The sequence below is a fragment of the Micromonospora deserti genome, from assembly GCF_003236335.1.
Classification (GTDB): Bacteria; Actinomycetota; Actinomycetes; order Mycobacteriales; family Micromonosporaceae; genus Micromonospora; species Micromonospora deserti.
In genome coordinates this window covers 1-4,119 of record NZ_POUB01000395.1, presented here as the reverse complement: position 1 = coordinate 4,119, position 4,119 = coordinate 1, and the positions used below count along the sequence as shown (strand labels likewise).

Genomic DNA, 4,119 nt, shown 5'->3' with positions numbered 1-4,119 from the left:
CCGGGATCTCCGCGCTCCGCCCGCAGGGCCCGGACCAGCGTCTTGACCAGTTCCGGTTTGCGAAGCGCGGAGATCCCGGAGACCCCGCGCCGGCGCAGCCGCCCGCGGATCTCGTCGATCTTCATCCGAGATATCGCGGACTCCGAGATCTCCGGGGTGTTCGGGGTCTGGTTGCCCGCCTGCTGTTTCATCCTGGTCGCAGTCCCGCCGCGACCTGAGCTGCTTCGCTGAGCCATGGGACGCTCACGCTCCTCGACATCCGTCCTCGGCACGCGGTGGGTCCCACTGCCGCACCGCGTGGTGCGGCATACCCCTCAGGATCGGTCCGAACCTCCGTCGCCGCCGGAAGCGCCGCCGCCGGACCGGCCGGACGCCCCACCGACGCCGTCGACTCCTAGGGAAGCGGAGGTGGAACTCTCGAAGAGGTGCGCGAAAGCCGCGAGGTTGGCGGTGGATTCGCCCCGCTTGACCCGCCACTCCCATTCCCGCCGGATCGAACTGCCGAAACCGATCTCCAGCATCGTGTCGAACGACTCATCGGCGTAGGCGAGCACCGCACCGAGCAGGCGGTCCAGCTCGTCGGCGTCGATGCCGGCCGGATTGACCCGCCCGGTCAGGTAGACGTCGCCGACCGCGTCGATGGAGAACGACACGCCGTACATCCGGGCGTTGCGCTGCAGCAGCCAGGCCCACAGCTCCTCGCGCCGCTCGTCGGGCTGGCGCATCACGAACGCCTCGATCCGCAGCGCGTGCTCGCCGACGATCAAGTTGCAGATCGTCCTGAGCTTGTGGGTGCCCGGCAGGGTGACCGCGTACGACCCGGGGCCGGTGGACTCCCAGACCAACTCCCGCTCGTCGCAGACCGACTCGATCAGGGCCGCAAGATCACGCTTCGCGCTCATCGGATCCACTCTACGGCCGCCGCCGGCCACCCACCGGACGGCGGCCGGGCGTCCGGTGGCACCGCCACCGCCACGTCCCCGCCACCGTCACCGTCACCAGGAGCAGGACAAGGCGGCATCACCAGCCCCGGCCAGCTCGGCGGTGAGCCGGGCCCGATGCTCGGCGATCGCGTCGCCGTAGACGGCGAGCAGGCCGGTGACCGTGCGGTGCCAGGAGAAGTTGCGGGCGTGCAGCTCCGCGCCCCGGGCCAGCTCGGCCCGGCGCCGCCGGTCCGGCAGCAGGCGGCCGATCGTGCGGGCCCAGTCGACCGGATCGTGGCCCCCGACCAGCACCCCGCTGACATGGTCCCGCACCGCGGTCACCAGACCGCCGACGCCGGCGGCCACCACCGGCGTACCGCAGGCCTGCGCCTCCAGCGCGACCAGGCCGAACGACTCGTTGTACGACGGCACCGCGACCAGATCGGCGGCCCGGTACAGGGCGGGCAGGTCGTCGCCGGTGCGCGGCGGCAGGAACCGCACCCGGTCGGTGACGCCGAGGGCGGCAGCCAGCTCGATCAGGGCGGTCGGCCGGTCGAGCCCGCTGCCGCTGGGGCCGCCGCAGATCACCACGGTCAGCTCGTCGGCGAGCGCCGGGTCGTGCTCGCGCAGCGCAGCCACCGCGCGGATCAGCACGTCGGGGGCCTTCAGCGGCTGGATCCGGCCGACGAAGGCCACCACGTACCCCGTGGTGGGCAACCCGAGCCGGCGGCGGGCGGCGGCCATGGCGAGCCCGCGGTCCCCCGGGGCCGGGCTGAACCGGTCCAGGTCCACGCCGGGCTCGACCACCGCGACCCGGGCCGGGTCGGCCTCGTACCGGTCGATCAGGTCCCGGGCCTCGACGCCGGTGTTCGCGACCAGCCGTTCGGCCTCGGCGACCACCTGCTCCTCGCCGATCACCCGGGCCTTCGGCTCCGGCCGGTCACCGGCGGCGAGCTGGGCGTTCTTGACCTTCGCCAGGGTGTGCGCGGTGTGCACCAGGGGCACGCCCCAGCGCTCTTTGGCCAGCCAGCCGACCTGGCCGGAGAGCCAGTAGTGGGAGTGGATCAGGTCGTAGTGCCCAGGCGGGCGGGATGCCTCCGCGCGGAGCACGCCGGCGGTGAACGCGCAGAGCTGCCCGGGCAGCTCCTCCTTGGTGAGCCCTTCCAGGGGGCCGGAGGTGACGTGCCGGACGTGCACGCCCGGTGCCATCTCGACCACCGGCGGCAGGTCCCCGGAGGTGGCCCGGGTGAAGATCTCCACCTCGACGTTCGCCTCGGCCAGCCGGCGGGCGACCTCCAGGATGTAGACGTTCATCCCACCCGCGTCACCGGTGCCCGGCTGGTGCAGCGGCGAGGTGTGCACCGACAGCGTCGCGATCCGGCGGGGGCGGGGCCACGGACGGGCACCTCGCTGACGACCGACACCGGTGTGCAATTCCGCCACGTCCGCTCCCTCTGTCACGGTTGTTGCCGTCCCGCACGACCGGCGTGCCTCGGTCAACCTCCACGCCGGATGTCATCTTCCCGATCGCGCGTCGGTAATGCCCGCCGCGGCCCCCAGGCGTGACGGACCTCATCCCGGTGCCGACTGCGCCCACCGGTCGGGTGGGGGTGAGAATGGCCCGATGACCTCTGTCGCGATCGTCACCGGAGCGTCCAGCGGGATCGGCGCGGCCGCCGCCCGCCGGCTCGCCGCCGAGGGTTACCACGTGCTCGCCGCCGCCCGGCGCACCGATCGGCTGACCGCCCTGATCGCGGAGATCGAGGCGGCGGGCGGGGCCGCCACGGCGGTGGCCTGCGACGTCACCTCCGACGAGTCGGTGGCCGAGCTCGCCGCGGCGGCCGACCGGGCGCCGGGGCCGGTCACCCTGCTGGTGAACAACGCCGGCGGCGCCCGCGGCGTGGACCCGGTCGAGTCCGGCTCGGTCGGCGACTGGCAGTGGATGTACGACGTGAACGTGCTCGGCACGCTACGGGTGACCCAGGCGCTGCTGCCCGCGCTGGAGTCCTCCGGAGCGGGCACCATCGTGATCGTCTCCTCGACCGCGGGCTTCACCGTGTACGAGGGCGGAGGCGGCTACGCCGCCGCCAAGCACGCGCAGACGGCGATGGCCGGCACGCTGCGCCTGGAGCTGTGCGGCCGGCCGGTGCGGGTGGTCGAGATCGACCCCGGCATGGTGAAGACCGACGAGTTCTCGCTGGTCCGCTTCGGTGGCGACGCGGACAGCGCCGCCGCGGTCTACGCCGGGGTGGCCGAGCCGCTGGTCGCCGAGGACGTGGCCGACTGCATCGCCTGGTGCGCCACCCGACCCCAGCACGTCAACGTCGACCGCCTCGTCGTGCGGCCACTGGCGCAGGCCGCCCAGCACAAGGTGCACCGGGTCGGCTGAACCGGGCCGGCGGTCGGACGCGACGGTGGCGGAGTCGGCGCAGCGCCCCCTCGGGGTGGTGACCCGGGGGACGACGAATCCCAACCGGCTGCGCCGGGTGGACAACTGGATCGTAGAGACCTGCGGGGACGCGCTCCGCGCGGCGGCCGACCCGCTGGTCGTGGACCTCGGTTACGGCGCCACCCCGGTCACCGCGGTCGAACTGCGCGCCCGGCTGGCCGCCCGGGTCCGCTCGGACGCCCGGGTGGTCGGGCTGGAGATCGACCCGGTGCGGGTGGCCGCCGCCGAGCTGGCCGCCGATCCGCCGTGGCTCACCTTCACCCGCGGTGGTTTCGAGCTGGCCGGGCTGCGTCCCGCCCTGGTCCGCGCTTTCAACGTCCTGCGCCAGTACGACGAGGGCGAGGTGGCCGACGCCTGGCGGATTATGACCGCCCGGCTGGCCCCGGGCGGGTTGCTGGTCGAGGGCACCTGCGACGAGCTGGGCCGGCTCGGCGGCTGGCTGCTGATCGACGCCGCCGGGCCACGCTCGCTCACCCTGGCGGCCCGGCTGAGCACCCTGGAGAGCCCGGCCCAGCTGGCCGAGCGGCTACCCAAGGCGCTGATCCACCACAACGTCCCCGGCGAGCGGATCCACGGCCTGATCCAGGCGCTCGACGACGCCTGGCGGGCCGCCGCCGGCTACGCCCCGTTCGGCCCCCGGCAACGCTGGCTGCACACCGTGGCCGCGCTCCGCGAGGCCGGCTGGCCCCTCCTCGACGGCCCCCGCCGCTGGCGCCACGGCGAACTAACCCTCCCCTGGCCCACCAT

Annotated in this window: 4 protein-coding genes and 1 pseudogene; 2 read left to right on the top strand and 3 right to left on the bottom strand. The window is 74.0% G+C overall.

Going from position 1 to position 4,119, the window contains the following annotated elements; all coding sequences use genetic code 11:
- The 3 genes and pseudogenes from C1I99_RS29940 to mshA form a co-directional block, all read right to left on the bottom strand.
- Positions 1-236, bottom strand: a pseudogene (locus C1I99_RS29940) (hypothetical protein); the annotation flags it as partial.
- A gap of 78 nt (positions 237-314) precedes the next feature.
- Positions 315-902 carry a type III secretion system chaperone family protein gene (locus tag C1I99_RS29935; protein WP_111137533.1) on the bottom strand — a complete coding sequence of 196 codons (588 nt, stop codon included), beginning with the start codon at positions 900-902 and terminating at the stop codon, positions 315-317.
- A gap of 93 nt (positions 903-995) precedes the next feature.
- Entirely contained in the window at positions 996-2,366 is a 1,371-nt protein-coding gene (mshA, locus tag C1I99_RS29930) for a D-inositol-3-phosphate glycosyltransferase (protein WP_111137532.1), read from the bottom strand.
- A 181-nt stretch (positions 2,367-2,547) separates the two neighbouring features.
- Here mshA and C1I99_RS29925 point away from each other — a divergent pair, with 181 nt between their 5' ends.
- Both C1I99_RS29925 and C1I99_RS29920 read left to right on the top strand, forming a co-directional pair.
- Positions 2,548-3,312: an SDR family NAD(P)-dependent oxidoreductase gene (locus C1I99_RS29925; protein WP_111137531.1), complete on the top strand. Its 765-nt coding sequence runs from the start codon at positions 2,548-2,550 to the stop codon at positions 3,310-3,312.
- A 25-nt stretch (positions 3,313-3,337) separates the two neighbouring features.
- Positions 3,338-4,119 (top strand): class I SAM-dependent methyltransferase (locus C1I99_RS29920; RefSeq protein ID WP_111137530.1); only part of this gene is annotated, 782 nt, incomplete at its 3' end.

What these genes read in the sequence shown, in the direction of transcription:
- C1I99_RS29925 (WP_111137531.1), top strand. Translation starts at nt 2,548, where the DNA reads ATGACCTCTGTCGCGATCGTCACCGGAGCGTCCAGCGGGATCGGCGCG.
- C1I99_RS29935 (WP_111137533.1), bottom strand. Translation starts at nt 902, where the DNA reads ATGAGCGCGAAGCGTGATCTTGCGGCCCTGATCGAGTCGGTCTGCGAC.